Genomic DNA, 15,541 nt, shown 5'->3' with positions numbered 1-15,541 from the left:
CAGCCGACGGGGTCACCACGACCTCGAGCCGTTCTGGCCGTCCCGGCAGCCGCACCTGTTCGATCAGACGTGTCCGGGCTCGCCCAGCGCGTCCCGGCTCTCCGCCCGCTGACCCGGTTCCGTCCGGTCCAGCCCTGGCAGTACGCCCGGTCGACGCGCAGACGACTCCACCCCGTCCGTCACGCGCGAAATGAGCGGCACACCATGTCTTCTTCCTCCACGGCCACCCTGCCCCTGCCCACCGCGACCCCGCACCTGCGCGCGGTCCGCTCGGTTCCGACGGTCCCCTCTGTTCCGTCCGTTCCGTCTGTTCCGTCCGCCGTTCCGTCACCTGTTCCGTCCGCCGTTCCCGGTGCCGCCGGCTCGGCCTGGGTCGCGGGGCCGTCCGTCGGTCCGTCCGTCGCCCCGGCTTCGGTGGCCGACCGATGGCCCGGGGCGGCACTCCGCCCGCCGCACACCGGCCCGGCCCGCCCGGCCGGTGGTCCGACGACCGTCGTGCCGCAGCCGGGCACGGTTGTCCCGCCGGCCCCGCACGCGCTGCTCGCCGCGCTGCCGGAGGGGGCGACCGTCGTCGCCGCCCTGCCGCAGGGCGTGCTGCCGCAGGGTCTGCTCGCCCAGTACGGCGCGCAGTTCGGTGGCGCGAACGGGAGCCCGATGGTCGGGTACCTGGTGCTGGTGCCGACCGAGAGTCCGGCGGCGGGTGGCCCGGGCCTGCCCGGTGCGCCCGTCGTGCCCGCGACTGCCGGACTGCCCGGAGCTGTCGGGTGGTCCGGAGTCGCCGGACTGCCCGGGGCGTCGGCTCCGGCGGGTGTCCGCCCGGTGCGTGCGGCCGGGCGCGGCATCACCGTCGACGCGGAGCGGCGCAACGCGTACGTCGACGGGCGGCTGCTCGACCTCACCTACCTGGAGTTCGAGCTGCTGGCCCACCTCACCGAGCACCCGCAGCGGGTGCACAGTCGGGACCACCTGGTCTCCGCGGTCTGGGGCTACGGCCACGTCGGGGACGGCCGGACGGTCGACGTGCACGTCGCCCGTCTGCGCCGCAAGCTCGGACCCGCCTACCGCGAAACGATCGTGACGGTCCGTCGGGTCGGCTACAAGTACAACCCGGCCGCCGTCTGATCACCGACTGCCGACTGTGGCGGCGGGCCGCCCGCACCTTCCGAACGGACGGGCAGCCCGCCGCCGCAGGGCTATTGATGGCCTTTCCGGGCGCTGTGGAGTACAGCGGACGGCGCAGGCCCAGCCCGGCATCCGGGTGCGTCGACCGTCGCTGACAACTGACAGCTGACAGATTTCGAAATCTGTCAGCTGTCAATCGTCACCTTCCGCCGCAGGGGCCGAGCAGCTCAGCAGCTCAGCGGCTCAGCCGGTCGATCTCCGCCAGCTCCTCCGCCGTCAGCGGCCCGCCGGCCAGCGCGTCGAGGTTCTGGTCCAGCTGGGCCACGCTGCTCGCGCCGATGATCACCGACACCACCCGGGGGTCCCGCAGCACCCAGCACAGCGCCAGCTGCGCCAGCGTCTGCCCGCGCCCCTCGGCAATCTTGTCGAGTGCCCGCAGCTGCTCCAGCTTCGGCCCGGTCAGCGCCTCCTGGGTCAGGAACTTCCCGACCGACATCCGCGAGCCGGCCGGTACGTCCCCGGAGAGGTAGCGGTCCGTCAGCAGTCCCTGGGCCAGCGGTGAGTAGGCGATCAGGCTGGTCTGGGTGTCGCCCACCGCGTCCAGCACCCCGGCCTCCTCCACGTGCCGGTTGAGGATCGAGTACGCCGACTGGTTCAGCAGCACCGGCGTCCCCAGTTCCCGCAGGATCGCCACCGCCTCCCGGTGCTGCTCCGCCGGGTAGTTGGAGATCGCGGCGTACAGCGCCTTGCCCGAGCGCACCGCGCTGTCCAGTGCTCCCATCGTCTCCTCGATCGGGGTGTCCGGGTCGTAGCGGTGCGAGTAGAAGACGTCGACGTAGTCCAGCCCCATCCGGTCCAGCGACTGGTCGAGGCTGGCCAGCAGGTACTTGCGGCTGCCGCCGTTGCCGTACGGGCCGGGCCACATGTCCCAGCCGGCCTTGGTCGCGATGAACAGCTCGTCGCGGTACGGCCGGAAGTCCTGGGCGAACAGGTAGCCGAAGTTGCGCTCGGCACTGCCGTACGGCGGGCCGTAGTTGTTCGCCAGGTCGAAGTGCGTGACGCCCCGGTCGAAGGCCCGGCGCAGCACCGCCCGCTGCACCTCCAGCGGCTGGGTGTCACCGAAGTTGTGCCAGAGCCCGAGCGAGACGGCGGGCAGCTGGATGCCACTGCGGCCGGCCTTCCGGTAGGTCATCGAGGCGTAGCGGTCATCCGCGGCGAGGTAGCTCATGCCGGACATCCTGCCAGCCGGCCCCGGCCGATCAAGCCCTTGCCGTTCCCGTAACCACTGATCCGCCGCCCGCCCGCCCGCGCAGCGCGCCGTGCGCGCCCTGTCCGGCGTGACGCCGGCAACCGTGCGTGACGTGACGCGCGCCACCGATCGCGGCGGAATGCCGCCCGGCGGCAAGGGGGATGACGAACCGTCGAGGGGTCGTGGCCGCCGGGGGGCGGCGCACGGCCCTCAACCATCGGGCGGCCGGCGAAGGCTCCTGGAAGTCGATCCGGAAGCCCGATCCTGAAACCCGATCCGGCATACCACTGGCACTCTGTACCTACTGGTATGTACAGTGATCCACATGAGCACCCAGGAACGCCTCATCGAGAGCACCCAGGCACTCCTCTGGGAGCGCGGCTACGTCGGCACCAGCCCCAAGGCCATCCAGCAGCGCTCCGGCGTCGGCCAGGGCAGCATGTACCACCACTTCACCGGCAAGCCCGACCTCGCCGCCGCCGCCCTGCGCCGCAGCGCCGAGCAGATGCGGGGCATCGCCGAGGCCGACCTCGCCGCCCCCGGCAGCGCGTACGACCGCATCGCCGCGTACCTGCGCCGGGACCGTGACGTCCTGCGCGGCTGCCGGATGGGCCGGATGGCCCAGGATCCGGACGTGGTCGCCGACCCGCAGCTGCGCGCCCCCGTCGAGGAGACCTTCGACTGGCTGCGCGGCCGGATCGCCGACCTGGTCGCCGAGGGCCAGGCCGGCGGCGAGTTCGCCCCCGCCCTCGACCCGGCCGACACCGCCGCCGCCGTGGTCGCCGTCGTCCAGGGCGGCTACGTCCTGGCCCGCGCCGCGGACAGCGCGGAGCCCTTCGACCAGGCCGTCCGCGGCGCCCTCGGCCTGCTCGCGGCACACCGAACGGCCTGACGAACAGAGCGAACAGGGCCCGAAGAGCGAACCGGGCCCGAAGAGCCAACCGGGCCGGCTCGGCCAACAGGCCGACCACACGACCAGGACCGACAGCCCGAACGGAACGAACAGGACCGACAGCCCGACGCCGCGCACCGACCCCGAGGAGCCCCGCCGTGCACGCCATGCAGTACGAGATCACCCTTCCCGCCGACTACGACATGGGCATCATCCGCAAACGCGTCGCCGACAAGGGCCACCTGCTCGACGCCTACCCGGGCCTCGGCCTCAAGGCGTACCTGGTCCGGGAGCGCGGTCTCCAGGGGTCGCCGGTCAACCAGTACGCGCCGTTCTACCTCTGGCGCACCGCCGAGGGCATGAACAGCTTCCTCTGGGGCCCGGCCTTCCGCGGTCTGAGCGCCGACTTCGGTCGCCCGGCCGTCCACCACTGGCTCGGGGCGGGACTGGCTCACGGCGGTGCGACCGACGCGCGGGAGACCGCCCCGACCACCGCCACCCGCGACACCGTACCGCTGCCGGAAACCGCCGACCCGGCCGAAGCCGTCGAGCGGGCGCTCGCCGAACTCCCCACGCACCCGGCCCTGCACACCGCCGCCGTCGCCGTGGACCCGAGCCGCTGGGAACTGCTCCGATTCGCCCTCTGGCACGGCCCGGCCCCGGAGGACGCGCCCGGCGCCCGCTACCAGGTGCTGCACCTCTCCCGACCCGAACTCGACCGGCTGCCGGCCGGACGCCACTTCTGAAAGGCCCCACGCCCCGATGACTTCCGTGCCGCTGCCGCCGAACGACCTCGCCCCCGCCCCGCTCGACCGCGAAGCCGGCTACGCCCTGCTCGCCGACCTCGCCGGGCCGGCCGCCGCCAGCACCCTCGGCGGGCTGGACGCCCTCGCCCCCGGCTTCCCCGACTGGATCGTCACCAGCCTCTTCGGCGGCACCTACCAGCGCCCCGGCCTCGCCCTGCGCGACCGCCAGATCGCCAACCTGGCCGCCCTCACCGCCCTCGGCGGGGTGGAACCCCAGCTCGCCGACCACGTGCGCTACAGCCGGCGGATCGGCCTGACGAAGGAGGAGATCACCGAGGTCATCGTCCACCTCGCCCCCTACGTCGGTGTCCCCAAGGCCCTCGCCGGCCTGCGCGTCGCGACCGCGACCTTCGCCGAAGCCGCCGCAGCCGCCGAGGCCGCCGAGGCCGCCGTCAACGCAGCCGCCGACACCACCGACACCACCGCAGTCAGCGACCTCACCGAGGAGCAGGCATGAGCCGCACCGTCCGCACCGTCCTGGGCGACCTCGACCCCGCCGAACTCGGCGTCACGGACTCCCACGACCACCTCTTCATCCGCAGCCCGCTGCTCCCCGGGCAGGAGCTGGACGATCCGGCCGCCGCCGAGGAGGTCCTGCGCGCCTACGCCGCCGCCGGCGGCCGCACCCTCGTCCAGTGGACCCCGTTCGGCATGGGCCGGGGCGCGGACTCGCTCGCCACCCTCTCCCGCACGACCGGCGTCCACATCGTCGCCGCCACCGGCGCACACCAGGCGGCCCACTACGCGGCCGGCCCCGTCCCGTACGCGGACCTCGCCGAACGCTTCGTCGCCGAGCTCACCACCGGACTGCCGGGTGCATCCGAGAGCGCCCGCGCCGGTCTGATCAAGGTCGCCGACGACGCGGGCCGCACCACCGCGCACACCCGTCGGACGATGGCCGCGGCCGCCGAAGCGCACCACGCCACGGGCTCCCCGATCGCCATCCACCTCGAACCCGACGGCGATCCGCACGAGGTCCTGTCCCGGCTCAGCAGCCGCGACGGGGTCCGGCCCGACCGGATCATCTTCGGCCACCTCACCCGGTTCCCAGACCGCGCCACGTACCGCAGCCTCGCCGCCGAGGGCGTCCACCTCGCCTTGGACAGCCCCTCCCGGATCGGCCACCCGACCGACCTCCAGGCCTTCGACGTCATCGCCGACCTGGTCGACGCGGGCCACGCCGACCAGCTGCTCTTGGGCGCCGACACCACGACCCGTACCGCCCGGCAGGCCGGCGGTCCGACCCGCCTGCTCACCGATCTCGTCCCACGGCTCGCCCGCGCCTACGGCCCGGAACTGCCCGAGCTGCTCCTCACCACCAACCCGGCCGCCGCCTTCGCCGCCGACTGGCGCAACCCGTGAGTCCGGCAGGCCCTGAGCCCGGCAGACCCTGAGCTGGGCGGACTCCCGAGCCCGGCAGGCTTCCGAGCCCGTTCCCGCTCCTGTGGCCGACTGCTCCCGCCCGGGTTTGAATCCGAGTAGCCCTCCTGCCGGAGGGGCGCCCCCAGAGAGGCGGACTCGACGATGCCCGCACCATCGACGGCCGCACCATCGACCTACCCGTGGCTCGCACCCGCCCGGCTCGCCGTCGCGGCCCTCGTCGCCGTCGCCCTCTGCTTCTCCGGCTACCGCGCGGCGAGCGACCCCACCGGGGTGGTGAACTTCTTCAGCTACTTCACCAACCTGGGCAACCTCGCCGTGGTCGCCGTCCTGGGCTACGGCGGCTGGGCGGGCCTGACCGGCCGCCGCCCGGTGCCGGACGAGGTGCGCGGGGCGGTCGTGCTCTACCTGGTGATCGCCGGACTGGTCTACGGCACGCTGCTGGCGAAGTACCCGGAGCAGCTGGTGATCCCGTGGGTGGACGACGTGTTGCACCGCGCGATCCCGCTCGTCGTGCTCGCCGACTGGCTGATCGACCCGCCCGCCCGGCGCATCCGCCCGGTCGTGGTGCTCGGCTGGATGGCGTTCCCGCTGCTGTACGTGGTGTACGCGCTGCTGCGCGGCCACGCCGTCGACTGGTACCCGTACCCGTTCCTCGACCCCACCCTGCACGGGGGCTACCGCCGGGTGGCCGGGGCCTGCTTCCTGACGGCGGTGGCCTTCGTCCTCGTCGGCGCCGCGGTCGCCGCCGTGGGCAACGTGCTCGCCGCGCACCGCGACGCCCGCGACGGCGCGGTCCCGAGGGGCCGTCACGCCGGTGCCGGAACGGGCTGACGAGGGCCGAGCACGCTCCCGTGGTGACGGCCGTGGTGACGCTCCGGACCCTCACGGCCGCCGACGCAGCATCGAGGCCTTCCGGCAGCGGGCGAAACGCCGAAGCGGGGCCTGTGCCGTACAGGGGACGGCACAGGCCCCGCCGTTCGGGACCGCGGGGCGGGCGGTCACATGTGGGTGCCGCCGTCGATGCGGAGCTCGGTGCCGGTGACGAAGGCGCCGTCGTCGGAGGCGAGCATGGCGATCACGCCGGCCACCGTCTCCGGGCCCGCGAAGCCCTGGCCGAGGGCGGGGGAGAGCTTGGCGAGCAGGCTGAAGTCGGCGTCGGCGGGCAGGCCGGGGTTGTTGGTCATGCCGCTGTCGATGCTGCCCGGGGCGACGCAGACCGCGCGCAGGCCCTGCTTCGAGTACTCCGAGGCGATGGCGTGGGTGAAGGACTGGATGCCGCCCTTGGTCGCGGCGTACGCGGCCATGTAGGGGTGGGCGAAGCTCGCGGAGGTGGAGCTGAAGTTGACCACCACGCCCTTGCCGCCCGCGAGCAGTGCGGGGAGCGCCTCGCGGGTCATCAGGAAGGTGCCGGTCAGGTTCACCGCGAGGAGCGTGTTCCAGAACTCCAGGGTGGTCTCGTGGGTGTGCGAGGCACGGAGGATGCCGGCCGCGTTGACCAGGACGTCCAGGCCGCCCAGGGCGGCGATCGCCTCGGCGACGCCCGCGACGACGGCGGCCTCGTCGGAGATGTCCAGGACCCGGATGGTCAGGCGGTCCGCGGTGCCGTCGGCGGTCGCGCGGTCCAGGGTCCTCTTCAGGCCGTCCTCGTTGACGTCGACGGCGACGACCTTGCCACCCTCGGCGAGGATCCGGTGCACGGTGGCCTGGCCGATGCCCGAGCCGCCGCCGGTGATCAGGACGTTCCGTCCGCTGAAGCGCTCCATTGTGGTACTCCGTTCGTTCGTGGTCTCTCGACCTCAAGAGGCACGGTACGCCCAAGTGGCACGTTGTGCCAATGAGGCTTGATGAGTCATCTCGGCATGACGCGCCAGAATGGCACCCATCCGCGTAGGCTGACCCCGTGACCGGACGCCCGACCCTGAACCAGCGCCGCCGTGACGCCACCCGGCTGGAGATCGCCCGCGCTGCCGCCGCGCTCTTCGCCGAAAAGGGGGCGGAGGCCACCACCGCCGAGGAGATCGCCCTCGCCGCAGGCATCTCGCTGCGCACCTTCTACCGGTACTTCTCCGTCAAGGAGGACGCCGTCGCCCCGCTGCTCGCGGCGGGCGGACGGCAGTGGGTCGACCGGTTCGCCGAGAGCTCGGCCGACCTGCCGCTGCGCGAGGCGCTGGAGAGCGCGGCGGTCGCGTCGCTGACGCCGGCCGACGAGGCGGGCGCCGAGATGATGCAGTGGACCCGCAGCCTGCTGCGCGACCCGAGCCTGGAAGGTGCCTGGCAGCGCGTCCATGCCGACTCGGAGGTGCGGCTGCGCGCGGTCCTCGCCGACCGCTGTCCGGAGGGCGCCGATCCGCTGGAGATCCGGCTGGCCGCCGCCGCCGCGACAGCGGCGATCCGGGTGGCCCTGGAGCAGTGGGCCTCTTCCGGGGCCCCCGCGGCCGGCCCGGGCTCCCCGCGCGACCTGGGGGCCCGCTGCATGCGCGAGCTCACGGCGGGGCTGCGGCTCTGGGAGCGGGTGTCCTGAGCCGGGGGTGCGTCGGGCGTGGGGCGTGGTGGCTGCCGAGCCCGGCGGTTGGCGGATGACGGCGAGCAGCTGACAGGGTTCAGGGTTCAGATGTCAGATGACAGATTTCGAAATCTGTCATCTGAACTCTGTCGGTTGAAAGCCGTCGGCCGTTCCCCGCGACCTCCCAGCCCGCCATCAGCGATCTCCCAGCTGGCGCTAGGGTTGATCACTGCGCCCTGACAGGGGAACCGGGGTGACCTCCTCGGATGTCCCCAGCGGAGGGGTCCGGAGTTCGAGGCGTGGGAGCAAGTAGGACATGGGTCTGACGAGCCACAAGGTGCTGGCGCTGACCGTATTGATCGCCGTCGTGGTGATGGGGGGTACGGTCTGGCTGTGGCCCAGGATGGCCAGGACGACCTGGCAGGCGGTGCTCGGCCGGATCGGCACGCTGCTCGCCACCCAGTTCGCGGTGCTCGCGGCGCTCGGCCTGGTGGCGAACAACTACTTCGCCTTCTACAGCAGTTGGGACGACCTGCTGGGTACCGGTGACACCGGCCCGGTGGTGATCCACAACAAGGCGGACGCCTCCGGTCGCCTCCTGGTGGAGACGATCGGCCACGCCTCGGTCAAGGGCGGCGGTGCGGTGGGCCGCGAGCCCAGCCAGTCGGGCGAGATCCGCAAGGTCCGGATCGACGGCGCGGTCAGCCGGCTGTCCACCGAGAGCTACGTCTACCTGCCCCCGCAGTACTTCCAGCCGGAGTACGCGCAGAGGAAGTTCCCGGCCGTGATCGTCAGCACCGGGTTCCCAGGAATCGCCGAGAACCTGATCACCCGCTTCAACTACCCGGGCGCGGCGCTCAAGCTGCTGCAGGAAGGCCGGATGCAGCCGACCGTCCTGATCCTGATGCGCCCCTCGCCCGCGCTGCCGCAGGACACCGAGTGCGAGGACATCCCGAACGGCCCGCAGTCCGACACGTACTTCACCAAGGACGTGCCCTCGGCGATCCAGGCCAGCTTCCGGGTCTCGTCCGACCCGCAGGCCTGGGCCTTCATGGGCAACTCGACCGGAGGCTACTGCGCCCTCAAGCTGGCCATGCGCCACCCCGACGTGTTCCCGACCGCCGTCGCGCTCTCGGCCTACTACGACGCCGCCGACGACCCGACCACCGGTGACCTGTTCGGCGGCAGCAAGCAGCGCCGCGACGAGGCCAACCTGATGTGGCGGCTGAAGAACCTGCCGCAGCCCAACGTGTCCGTGCTGCTGGCGGGCACCAAGAAGGGCGACGGCGACTACCGGCGGGAGACCGAGGCCTTCGTCGAGGCGGCGCGGAGCCCGATGAAGGTCTCGTACAGCATGCTCGAGAACGGCGGCCACAACTTCGAGACCTGGAGCGCGCTGCTGCCGTCCTCGCTGGAGTGGCTGTCCCAGCACCTTGCGGTGCCGAACCCGACCGCCTGACGACCGACCGCCTGACGACCGACCGCCTGACGACCGGCCGCTTATCGGCCGGACCCCGGGGCCCAGCCGCGGGCCCGAGGTCCGGCCGTCACGGGTCTCAGGCCACCCGCTCCAGCGAACCGGTGTGCAGCTGGCCGACCCGGCCGCCCTCGCCCTCGAAGGTCCAGAAGGCCCGCACCGTCAGCTTGTTCAGGTCCATCACATGGCTGACGGTGATCCCGCTCTGCTCCGTCCAGCTGACGAAGTAGATCTCCGGTGCGACCTCGGCGACGTGCAGCCGCACGTCCTCCCACTGGCCCGCGGACTCGCCGAGGCCCTCCCAGCGCAGCCGCGTGCCGTCGGCCGAGTAGGTGTTGCGGAAGGCCGCGCCGTTGTCGGCCCGGAAGACGTAGGTGCGGCCGGCGAAGGCGGGCAGGGACGCGATCATGGTGGGGCGGCTCCTCGTTTCGGGCTTTGGTGCTCTTGTGCACTGCGGAAATGTCAGGCCTCCAATTTATCCGACCGGGTGCAGTCGGTCAGATCTTTGCCACGGTACGGATCGCCACCGCGCCGCCCGCCGGGGTGTGCGACCGGCACATGGACACCCGCCGCGCTCCGGTCCTACCGTCCACCCATAAGACGCACCCCTGCGAGACTCACCCCAGCGAGACGCACCCCCACCATGCCCGTCCACACCACCGGCATCGTGACGGTCGGCGGCACCCGGCTGCTGAGCGGCCTCGACCGCCTGGAGCCGGCCTGGGCGCCGGAGGCCGAGAGCCAGGTCGACGCCTGTCTCGGCTGACCATCCCGCCAGGCCTTCGGCCGAGCACCCGGACGGGCACCGGGCCAGGAACCCGGACAGGCATCCGGCCGGGCCGGGGGATTGATCAACTCTGCCGCCACACAGCGTCGTTGATCGACACCACTGTGAGCGGCACGACAACCGGACCGACGGAGTTGTCCGTTCACGCACAGCCTGCCTAGCCTGCAACGGTCGTCCGCCCTCGCGGACCCCGCCGCCGGGACGCCGAGTCCCGTCCACCCGTCGGCGGGTCACCGAGCACCACGCGGACGGGAGCGGGGGAACCAAGGTCGGCGCCCGGCCCGCGCGCTCACGCGTACGGGTCGTGGCTAGGGGTGAAGCTGTTCCACAGGCGGCAGGGCCAACTGCAGCCCGAACCCGACAGCTAACCTCGCAGGCGTCGCAGAGGCCCGCTCATGCCCCAGCCTGCTGTCCGGCGCGCCACGCCGCGCCACGCCCGCCCCTCCCGCCGCAGCCGCAACACCGCCTTCGCCGCCACCGGGGCGCTCGCCATCAGCGGCGCCGGCCTGTTCGGACTGCCGTCCGTGAGCAGTGCCCAGGCCGCCACCGCGCCGACCGTCACCCAGGACCGGCTCGCCCCCGCCACCATGGTCGCGGGCAAGGCCAGCACCGCCTCGCTCGGCCTGCACTCCTCGGCCTGCTTCACCGCGAAGACCGTCGGCGTGGGCGTGCGGGACGCGCGCGGCACCAACCTCGACTTCCCCGGCAACGCCTCCAACGTGCAGATCTGCCCGAGCGGCGTGAACTTCACCAGCGGCGCGCGCACCCTGCCCGCCGGGACGTACACCCAGTTCGGCTTCTGGCAGGACCTCGGCGGCGTCTGGCACAACCTGCTCTCGCAGCAGCTGGTGGTCTCGGCCACCGCCACCCCGGCCCCGGCCCCGACGGCCACCGCCACCCCAGCGCCGACCTCCACGCCGACCCCGACCCCCACGCCGACCCCGAGCGCCACGGCCAGCCCGACCACCCCCGCGCCGTCCTCCCCGGTCACCGGCAAGTCGCTGACCTGGTCGGACGAGTTCAACGGCTCGATCTCCTGGGGCCAGCGCTGGGTCGGCGACAAGAGCACCTCGTACAAGTACGGGAACCACAACCCGGACGACAACAAGCTGGACTGGCTGAACAAGAACAACGTCAGCGTCGCCAACGGGGTCGCCACCTTCACCGCCGCCCCCGGGGGCCCGGCCCTGGAGAACGGCAAGCAGTCCTGGAACACCGGCTTCCTGACCACCGAGGGCTCCGGCGAGGGATTCCAGGTCAAGACCGGCGACTACGCCGAGACCCGGGTCAAGCTGCCCGCGGGCACCGGCGCCTGGCCGGCCCTGTGGACCTGGAAGAACGGCAACGGGGAGATCGACTCCTTCGAGTACCACCCCGACAACCCGAACCTGCTGGAGCTGACCAACCACGTCAACCCCGGCAACCCGAAGTACTACACCGACGCGAGCGCCATCGCGAAGGACCAGTGGGTCGTCAAGGTCTTCTCGGACGGCAAGGGCGTCGGCGCCAACTGGTCGGCGTACCTGATCCTCAACCTCTCGGTGTGCGCGGGGCAGTACCACCCCGCGCCGCAGGGGGCCTCTCCGATCACCATGGCCGCCGACTACGTCCGCGTCTACCGCTAACCGGTAGGACGTCTCACCGGTCGCCGCAAGCCGGCAGCCGCTCGCCGGCGCCCGGCGCCCGGTGGGAGGACGTGGTTCAGGAACCGGCAGTCGTCTCGACCACCGTGATGTCGAACGGCTGCCGGTTGTTGCTCTCGTCCCGGTCGTCCGCGCTGCGCACCGCGACCCAGCCGCCGCTCAGTTTTCCCAGGGGCAGGTCGGGGTCCAGACGGACCGGGACGAGGGCGGTCGCGGTGCGCAGCGGCGGCAGCCCGGGCCCGAAGACGCAGCGCACCCGGTGGCCGTTCTGCAGCACCCCGCAGTTGTCGGGGTAGTAGGGCCCCTCGGGGGTGACGCCCTTCGGCAGGGTGACCACGACCGTGAACGGGGAGGCGGTGGTGTCCGGGCCCCTGTTGGCGACGAAGCCGTGGACGGTCGTGCTGCCGCCGGGCGGCGCCGCCGGGGCCGGGTCGATCCGGACCACCTCCAGGTCGGAGTCGGACGGCGCGGCGACCACGGCGGGCAGGGTGGACACCTCGGGGACGGCGGACGCGGTCGGCGCGCCCGGCGCGACGACCTCCACCGCCGGACGGGGCTCCGGCCGACGCAGCGCCCAGGACGGGCTGGTGGCCGGCACCGCCACCGTGCAGCCCGCCACGACGGCCGCGACCAGCACGGCCCCGCCGTACCTCCTGCCCCTCGTGCTGCCGTGCGATCCCGTGTCACCGCAAGACCCAGCGCTGCCGTGCGATCCCGAGCCACCTCCTACGACGCCCCGTACGTCCTGCTGCTCCATGCCGCTCACCGTGCCCTCGTGCTTCGGCCGCCCGCACCGTCGCGGGCCGCGTCCGCACCAGGGTGGCCGAGCTGTCGCCGCGACCGGGGCGCATCCCGACCCGCCCCGCCGCCGTCCGCTCGAACGGAGGACGTGCGGTGTCGGCCCGGCGGCCCGTGTCGGAAAGGGGGGTTGACGAGGCGTCAGGCTGGTGGCCCTCAGGGGGCGAGGACCTGCCCCAGTCGGCCGGCGATCTGGCGCATCACCGGTACCAGCGAGGCGGCCCCGGCCTGCTCCTCCAGGGCCCGGATGCGGGCCTCCGGCCCGGAGACCGAGAGCGCGGTGGGCGTCGGCGCGCCGGGGACGGCGAGCGCGATGCAGCGGACGCCGATCTCCTGCTCCTGGTCGTCGACCACGTAGCCGCGCTCGCGCGCCTCGGCGAGCTGGTGCAGCAGCTCCTGCGGGTCGGTGACCGTGTACTCGGTGTGGGCCGGCAGCGGGTTGGGGCCGAGGGCGGCGCGCGCCTCGTCCTCGGGCAGCTGGGCGAGCAGTGCCTTGCCGACGCCGGTGCAGTGCGGCTGCACCCGCCGCCCGACCTCGGTGAACATCCGCATCGAGCGCCGCGACTGCACCTGCCCGACGTACACCACCTCGCCGCCCTCCAGTACCGCCAGGTTCGCGGTCTCGCCGGTGGCCTCCATGAGCTCGGCCAGGTAGGGGCGGGCCCAGCTGCCGAGCAGCCGCCCGGCCGTCTCGCCGAGGCGGATCAGCCGGGGGCCGAGGGTGTAGCGGCGCGCGGTGTCCTGGCGGACATAGCCCTGCTGGACGAGGGTACGAACCAGTCGGTGGATGGTCGGCATCGGGAGGCCGGAACTGGTGGAGAGCTCGCTGAGCGTGGCCACGCCGCCGGCGTCGGCCAGCGCCTCCAGGAGTTGGAAGGCGCGCTCGACGGACTGCACGCCGCCGCTCGCGCGGTCGGAGCCTGTCGTCGATGCTGTGTCGGGGGTCGCAACCACCGGCGTTCCCTTCGCTGTCGGGGAGGAGTAGAGTCCCGGCGACCTCTTCAACAAACCGTTGAAATTCTGTATCGCGGAAACTAGTCTCCACCTTACAGAATCGAACTCGCCGACAGGCGGGTAACGATCGAGGAAGTTCCCGAGGAAGTTCCCACCGGAGCTCCCTTCGCCAGGCTCAACCGTCTTAGGAGTGTCCTGCTCATGGCTGCAGATCAGGGGCCCGTCGGCACCTCCCCCGCCGCTCCGGTCGTCACTGTCGCCGGTCCGCGCGTCCACCGGGCGGAGGAGGTGCTCACTCCGGAGGCCGTCGCCTTCGTCGTCGGCCTCCATCGCGCCTTCGAGGACCGCCGGCAAGAGCTCCTGGCCAGGCGGAAGACCCGCCGCGCCGAGATCGCGGCAGCCGGCACGCTGGACTTCCTCCCCGACACCGCCGACATCCGCGCCGGGGACTGGAAGGTCGCCGAGGCGCCCCGCGCCCTCCAGGACCGCCGGGTCGAGATCACCGGGCCGACCGACCGCAAGATGGTCATCAACGCCCTCAACTCCGGCGCCAGGATCTGGCTCGCCGACTTCGAGGACGCCACCTCCCCGACCTGGGAGAACGTGGTCAGCGGCCAGGTCAACCTGATCGACGCCTACGAGGGCCGGATCGACTTCACCACCCCGGCCGGCAAGGCCTACGCCCTCAAGCCCGCCGCCGAACTCGCCACCGTCGTGGTCCGCCCGCGCGGCTGGCACCTGGACGAGAGCCACCTGCTGGTCGACGGCACCCCGGTCGCCGGCGCCTTCCTCGACTTCGGCCTGTACTTCTTCCACAACGCCGCTCGGCTGCTCGCCAAGGGCGCCGAGGACCCCAACTCCGGGCCGTACTTCTACCTGCCGAAGACCGAGAGCCACCTCGAGGCCCGGCTCTGGAACGACGTGTTCACCCACGCCCAGGCTGCACTCGGCATCCCGCACGGCACCATCCGCGCCACCGTCCTGATCGAGACCATCACCGCCGCCTTCGAGATGGACGAGATCCTCTACGAGCTGCGCGACCACGCGGCCGGCCTCAACGCCGGGCGCTGGGACTACCTGTTCTCGATCGTCAAGAACTTCCGCGACGCCGGCGAGCACTACATCCTGCCCGACCGCAACAGCGTCACCATGGCCTCGCCGTTCATGGCCGCCTACACCCGCCTGCTGGTGCAGACCTGCCACAAGCGCGGCGCCCACGCGATCGGCGGCATGGCCGCGTTCATCCCCAGCCGCAAGGACCCCGAGGTCAACGCGGCCGCGCTCGAGAAGGTCAAGGCCGACAAGGACCGCGAGGCCGGCAACGGCTTCGACGGCTCCTGGGTCGCCCACCCGGACCTGGTGCCGGTCGCCCGGGCCTCCTTCGACGCGGTGCTCGGCGAGCGGCCCCACCAGAAGGACAACCCCGGCCCGTCCGAGCCCGTCACCGCCGCCCAGCTGCTCGACATCGCCGGCGCCGGCGGCACCTGCACCCACGCGGGACTGCGCAACGCAGTCCAGGTCGGCGTCCGCTACATCGAGGCCTGGCTGCGCGGGATGGGCGCGGTCGGCATCTTCAACATGATGGAGGACGCCGCCACCGCCGAGATCTCCCGCTCGCAGATCTGGCAGTGGATCCACAACGGGGTCGTGCTCTCCGACACCGGCGAGAAGGCCACCGCCGAACTGGTCCGCAGCCTGGTCGCCACGGAACTGGCCGAACTCCTCGCCGAGCTGGGCGAGGATGCCTACCGTGCCGGCCGCTGGCGCGAGGCCGCCCAGCTCTTCGAACAGGTCGCCCTGGCTGAGGAGTTCGCGGACTTCCTGACCCTCCCCGCGCTTCCCCTGCTGGGCTGAGCCCAATCTAATCCGCCGGCTCCGCCGCTGACGCCTGCCAGGCTGTAGCACTCCGGCGGCCCGTTACTCCGTT

16 protein-coding genes and 1 riboswitch are annotated in these 15,541 nt (G+C 72.5%); of the genes, 11 read left to right on the top strand and 5 right to left on the bottom strand.

Annotated features, from left to right (window positions below; translation table 11 throughout):
* The first annotated feature begins 204 nt into the window (after positions 1–204).
* Positions 205–1,122: a winged helix-turn-helix domain-containing protein gene (locus tag ACIBEC_RS00975; RefSeq protein ID WP_396287653.1), complete on the top strand. Its 918-nt coding sequence runs from the start codon at positions 205–207 to the stop codon at positions 1,120–1,122.
* A gap of 235 nt (positions 1,123–1,357) precedes the next feature.
* Here the strand turns inward: ACIBEC_RS00975 and ACIBEC_RS00970 are convergent, their stop codons facing one another.
* Entirely contained in the window at positions 1,358–2,350 is a 993-nt protein-coding gene (locus ACIBEC_RS00970; RefSeq protein WP_360490055.1) for an aldo/keto reductase, read from the bottom strand.
* Between the two features lie 346 nt (positions 2,351–2,696).
* Between ACIBEC_RS00970 and ACIBEC_RS00965 the strand changes: the two genes are divergently transcribed.
* From ACIBEC_RS00965 to ACIBEC_RS00945, 5 genes are all read left to right on the top strand, one after another.
* Positions 2,697–3,263, top strand: a complete 567-nt coding sequence (locus ACIBEC_RS00965; protein WP_360490053.1) for a TetR/AcrR family transcriptional regulator — start codon at positions 2,697–2,699, stop codon at positions 3,261–3,263.
* Between the two features lie 158 nt (positions 3,264–3,421).
* Positions 3,422–4,009 (top strand): DUF4865 family protein, encoded by a 588-nt coding sequence (locus ACIBEC_RS00960; protein ID WP_360490051.1) that lies wholly within the window; start codon positions 3,422–3,424, stop codon positions 4,007–4,009.
* A gap of 16 nt (positions 4,010–4,025) precedes the next feature.
* On the top strand, positions 4,026–4,526 hold the full coding sequence (locus tag ACIBEC_RS00955; RefSeq protein ID WP_360490049.1) for a carboxymuconolactone decarboxylase family protein: 501 nt from the start codon (positions 4,026–4,028) through the stop codon (positions 4,524–4,526).
* Positions 4,523–5,431 (top strand): phosphotriesterase, encoded by a 909-nt coding sequence (locus tag ACIBEC_RS00950; RefSeq protein ID WP_360490047.1) that lies wholly within the window; start codon positions 4,523–4,525, stop codon positions 5,429–5,431. The genes ACIBEC_RS00955 and ACIBEC_RS00950 overlap by 4 nt, the downstream gene beginning before the upstream one ends.
* Before the next feature lie 162 nt (positions 5,432–5,593).
* Positions 5,594–6,283 (top strand): Pr6Pr family membrane protein, encoded by a 690-nt coding sequence (locus ACIBEC_RS00945; protein ID WP_360490045.1) that lies wholly within the window; start codon positions 5,594–5,596, stop codon positions 6,281–6,283.
* Positions 6,284–6,450: 167 nt separating this feature from the next.
* On the opposite strand, the gene ACIBEC_RS00940 is transcribed toward ACIBEC_RS00945, so the two are convergent.
* On the bottom strand, positions 6,451–7,215 hold the full coding sequence (locus ACIBEC_RS00940; RefSeq protein ID WP_360490043.1) for an SDR family oxidoreductase: 765 nt from the start codon (positions 7,213–7,215) through the stop codon (positions 6,451–6,453).
* Between the two features lie 137 nt (positions 7,216–7,352).
* On the opposite strand from ACIBEC_RS00940, the gene ACIBEC_RS00935 reads away from it, so the two are divergent.
* A complete protein-coding gene (locus ACIBEC_RS00935; protein ID WP_360490041.1) occupies positions 7,353–7,973 on the top strand; it encodes a TetR family transcriptional regulator in 621 nt (206 codons plus the stop codon).
* A gap of 298 nt (positions 7,974–8,271) precedes the next feature.
* Positions 8,272–9,414, top strand: a complete 1,143-nt coding sequence (locus ACIBEC_RS00930; protein ID WP_360490039.1) for an alpha/beta hydrolase-fold protein — start codon at positions 8,272–8,274, stop codon at positions 9,412–9,414.
* Positions 9,415–9,511: 97 nt separating this feature from the next.
* Here ACIBEC_RS00930 and ACIBEC_RS00925 read toward each other — a convergent pair whose 3' ends face one another.
* Positions 9,512–9,841 (bottom strand): phenolic acid decarboxylase, encoded by a 330-nt coding sequence (locus ACIBEC_RS00925; RefSeq protein WP_360490037.1) that lies wholly within the window; start codon positions 9,839–9,841, stop codon positions 9,512–9,514.
* 234 nt (positions 9,842–10,075) lie between these two features.
* Here ACIBEC_RS00925 and ACIBEC_RS00920 point away from each other — a divergent pair, with 234 nt between their 5' ends.
* The gene (locus ACIBEC_RS00920; RefSeq protein ID WP_360490035.1) at positions 10,076–10,198 is read left to right on the top strand and encodes a hypothetical protein; all 123 of its coding nucleotides are present in this window, start codon (positions 10,076–10,078) and stop codon (positions 10,196–10,198) included.
* A 223-nt stretch (positions 10,199–10,421) separates the two neighbouring features.
* Positions 10,422–10,606: riboswitch (cyclic di-AMP (ydaO/yuaA leader) on the top strand.
* 8 nt (positions 10,607–10,614) lie between these two features.
* Positions 10,615–11,844: a hypothetical protein gene (locus tag ACIBEC_RS00915; protein WP_360490033.1), complete on the top strand. Its 1,230-nt coding sequence runs from the start codon at positions 10,615–10,617 to the stop codon at positions 11,842–11,844.
* Between the two features lie 76 nt (positions 11,845–11,920).
* Here ACIBEC_RS00915 and ACIBEC_RS00910 read toward each other — a convergent pair whose 3' ends face one another.
* Both ACIBEC_RS00910 and ACIBEC_RS00905 read right to left on the bottom strand, forming a co-directional pair.
* Positions 11,921–12,499 carry a hypothetical protein gene (locus ACIBEC_RS00910; protein WP_360490031.1) on the bottom strand — a complete coding sequence of 193 codons (579 nt, stop codon included), beginning with the start codon at positions 12,497–12,499 and terminating at the stop codon, positions 11,921–11,923.
* A gap of 317 nt (positions 12,500–12,816) precedes the next feature.
* The gene (locus ACIBEC_RS00905) at positions 12,817–13,614 is read right to left on the bottom strand and encodes an IclR family transcriptional regulator (RefSeq protein WP_360490029.1); all 798 of its coding nucleotides are present in this window, start codon (positions 13,612–13,614) and stop codon (positions 12,817–12,819) included.
* A 201-nt stretch (positions 13,615–13,815) separates the two neighbouring features.
* On the opposite strand from ACIBEC_RS00905, the gene aceB reads away from it, so the two are divergent.
* Entirely contained in the window at positions 13,816–15,468 is a 1,653-nt protein-coding gene (gene aceB, locus ACIBEC_RS00900) for a malate synthase A (RefSeq protein WP_360490027.1), read from the top strand.
* Positions 15,469–15,541: the final 73 nt, after the last annotated feature.

It is taken from the genome of Kitasatospora sp. NPDC051164, from assembly GCF_044455625.1.
Taxonomy (GTDB): domain Bacteria; phylum Actinomycetota; class Actinomycetes; order Streptomycetales; family Streptomycetaceae; genus Kitasatospora.
The sequence above is the reverse complement of the archived record's forward strand: the minus strand, read 5'-3'. Positions and strand labels throughout refer to the sequence as shown.

Coding starts and splice junctions, on each gene's coding strand:
- ACIBEC_RS00945 (WP_360490045.1), top strand. CDS start 5,594: ATGCCCGCACCATCGACGGCCGCACCATCGACCTACCCGTGGCTCGCA.
- ACIBEC_RS00920 (WP_360490035.1), top strand. CDS start 10,076: ATGCCCGTCCACACCACCGGCATCGTGACGGTCGGCGGCACCCGGCTG.
- ACIBEC_RS00970 (WP_360490055.1), bottom strand. CDS start 2,350: ATGAGCTACCTCGCCGCGGATGACCGCTACGCCTCGATGACCTACCGG.
- ACIBEC_RS00940 (WP_360490043.1), bottom strand. CDS start 7,215: ATGGAGCGCTTCAGCGGACGGAACGTCCTGATCACCGGCGGCGGCTCG.
- ACIBEC_RS00925 (WP_360490037.1), bottom strand. CDS start 9,841: ATGATCGCGTCCCTGCCCGCCTTCGCCGGCCGCACCTACGTCTTCCGG.
- ACIBEC_RS00955 (WP_360490049.1), top strand. CDS start 4,026: ATGACTTCCGTGCCGCTGCCGCCGAACGACCTCGCCCCCGCCCCGCTC.
- ACIBEC_RS00975 (WP_396287653.1), top strand. CDS start 205: ATGTCTTCTTCCTCCACGGCCACCCTGCCCCTGCCCACCGCGACCCCG.
- ACIBEC_RS00930 (WP_360490039.1), top strand. CDS start 8,272: ATGGGTCTGACGAGCCACAAGGTGCTGGCGCTGACCGTATTGATCGCC.
- ACIBEC_RS00915 (WP_360490033.1), top strand. CDS start 10,615: ATGCCCCAGCCTGCTGTCCGGCGCGCCACGCCGCGCCACGCCCGCCCC.
- ACIBEC_RS00965 (WP_360490053.1), top strand. CDS start 2,697: ATGAGCACCCAGGAACGCCTCATCGAGAGCACCCAGGCACTCCTCTGG.
- ACIBEC_RS00950 (WP_360490047.1), top strand. CDS start 4,523: ATGAGCCGCACCGTCCGCACCGTCCTGGGCGACCTCGACCCCGCCGAA.
- aceB (WP_360490027.1), top strand. CDS start 13,816: ATGGCTGCAGATCAGGGGCCCGTCGGCACCTCCCCCGCCGCTCCGGTC.